Here is a 1867-nt window from a genome sequence, read left to right as displayed (position 1 = left end):
CCAGGGCCGCGCTGAACGCCGGGATCAGCGCGAAGGCCAGCCCGTCCTCGATGAGCAGCGTCGCCGCGAACTCCGGCACGGTCCAGGCCACCAGAAAGGCGTCCGTGTCCCGCCCGGCCCCGAACAGCCGCGCCAGCGACTGATCCCGCACCAGCCCCAGCAGCGCCGCCCCCACGGACAGACACGCGGTGAGCAACGCGGCCCGCGCCAGGAGACGGGAGGTGGCAGGAGCGGACTCGAGGAGGTGGCCGTCGAGAGAGGGGAGGGCGCCGGGAGCGGCTGCGGCGGATGTTCCGGCGCGGTGTTCCGGTTCCGGGGGCCGGGGTGCGGCGAGGGCGGCGGACGGGTCCGGTCCGGGCTGCGGTCGCGGGGCCCCGGATACGGCTGCCGCGGTGAGCGTGTCCGGGCCGCCCTGCGGTCCCGGGTTCGCCGTGGGCGCGGCTGCCGCGGTAGGCGTTTCGGCGTGGTTCCGCGGTCGCGGGGACCGGGGTACGCCGGCTGTGGCGGGCGTGTCCGGGGCGGTCTGCGGTGTGGGTGTCCCGGGGGCGGCTGCCATGGCGGAGCCGGTGTCGGTCTGCGGTACCGGTGTGCCGGCCCCGGCGGCCACGGCTGACGTGCCGGTGCCGGTGCCGGTTCCCGGTCCCTGGGTTCCGTCGGTCCTGCGGGTCATCGCGTGGCCGCCTCTCCCGGCACCGCCGTACGCGCGGGCGGGGCGGTGAGGGGCCCCGCGGGGGCGGAACGGTCGGCGGCCGGCAGGGCCCACCACGCGGCCAGGCCGAAGGACACCGCCGTCAGCACGGTCGACGGTCCGCCGATGTCGGCGTACGCGAAGTCCACGAGCTGCCAGACCAGCAGCCCGCAGGCGACCAGCGCGCAGTCCAGGCCCCCGCCACCGGCCGCGCGGGTCCGGCACAGGCCGCGCAGCGCGCACACCAGCAGGGCCAGCCAGCCGCCCGCCAGGCACAGCAGCCCGGTCAGCCCCTGTTCGCCGAGGACCAGCAGGTACATGTTGTGCGGGGACAGCAGCGGCTGCCGGCGGAAGGCGGCGCCCGCGCCCTCGGTGTCGCTGCCCGAGGACAGCGCGAGGGAGGCGTGTGCGTCGCGGTACTCGGGGAACGCCTTCAGCCCGACGCCGGTCAGCGGCCGCTCCCGCCACATGCCGAGGGCCGCCGCCCACATCGTGTACCGGTCGGTGACCGACCGGTCCGGCGCGTCGGCGACCCGCGTGATGCTGTCGATCCGCTCCCGGAGCATCGTCGTCCCCACCCCCAGGCCGCCCACCAGAACCACCCCGGCCGCCAGCACGGCCGCCGCCACCCGTACCGCGCGGCGCACCCCGGCCAGCAGCAACTGGACGGTGAGGGTGACGGCGGTGGCGATCCAGGCGCCCCGGCTGAAGGACAGCGCGAGCGGCACCGGCAGCAGGAGCGCGCATGCGACGGCCACGGCCCGCTCCCGGGGCGCGGTACGGCCCAGCGCCAGCCCCACCGCGCACACCAGCCCGAAGGACACCACCGTGGCCATGCCCATCACGTCCGCCACCCCGAAGGTGCCGACCGCCCGGACGTCCTGCCCCTGGTAGGAGGCCCCGGTCCGGGTGACGTACTGGTGCGTGCCGACCGCCCCCTGCCACAGCGCGAGCGCCACGAACGACCAGGCCAGCAGCCGGAAGTCGGCCCGGTCGCGGAGCAGGAGCACGACCGCGGCCGGGACCAGGACGAAGACCTGGAGGTAACGGCCCAGGCCGGTGAGCCCGGCGTCGGCCGGGACCGCGTGCAGCGCGGCCGGCACCAGACCGGCCACCGGCAGGCCGAGGATCACCGCGGCCCCCGATGAACAGCGCCATCTGCTGCGGTTGTGGCTGACC

The 1867-nt window shown here is 76.8% G+C and carries 1 protein-coding gene and 1 pseudogene; both read right to left on the bottom strand.

Going from position 1 to position 1867, the window contains the following annotated elements; all coding sequences use genetic code 11:
* Window positions 1-556: pseudogene (locus tag H5J33_RS38805) on the bottom strand (hypothetical protein); the annotation flags it as partial.
* Between the two features lie 110 nt (window positions 557-666).
* Window positions 667-1867, bottom strand: a 1201-nt coding sequence (locus H5J33_RS33565; protein ID WP_181798460.1) for an O-antigen ligase, incomplete at its 5' end; no start/stop codon positions are given.

Origin of the sequence: Streptomyces sp. WELS2 (assembly GCF_013870595.1) — a bacterium.
Classification (GTDB): domain Bacteria; phylum Actinomycetota; class Actinomycetes; order Streptomycetales; family Streptomycetaceae; genus Streptomyces.
Note: the sequence above shows the minus strand (reverse complement) of the source record. Positions and strands in the feature narration are given on the sequence as shown.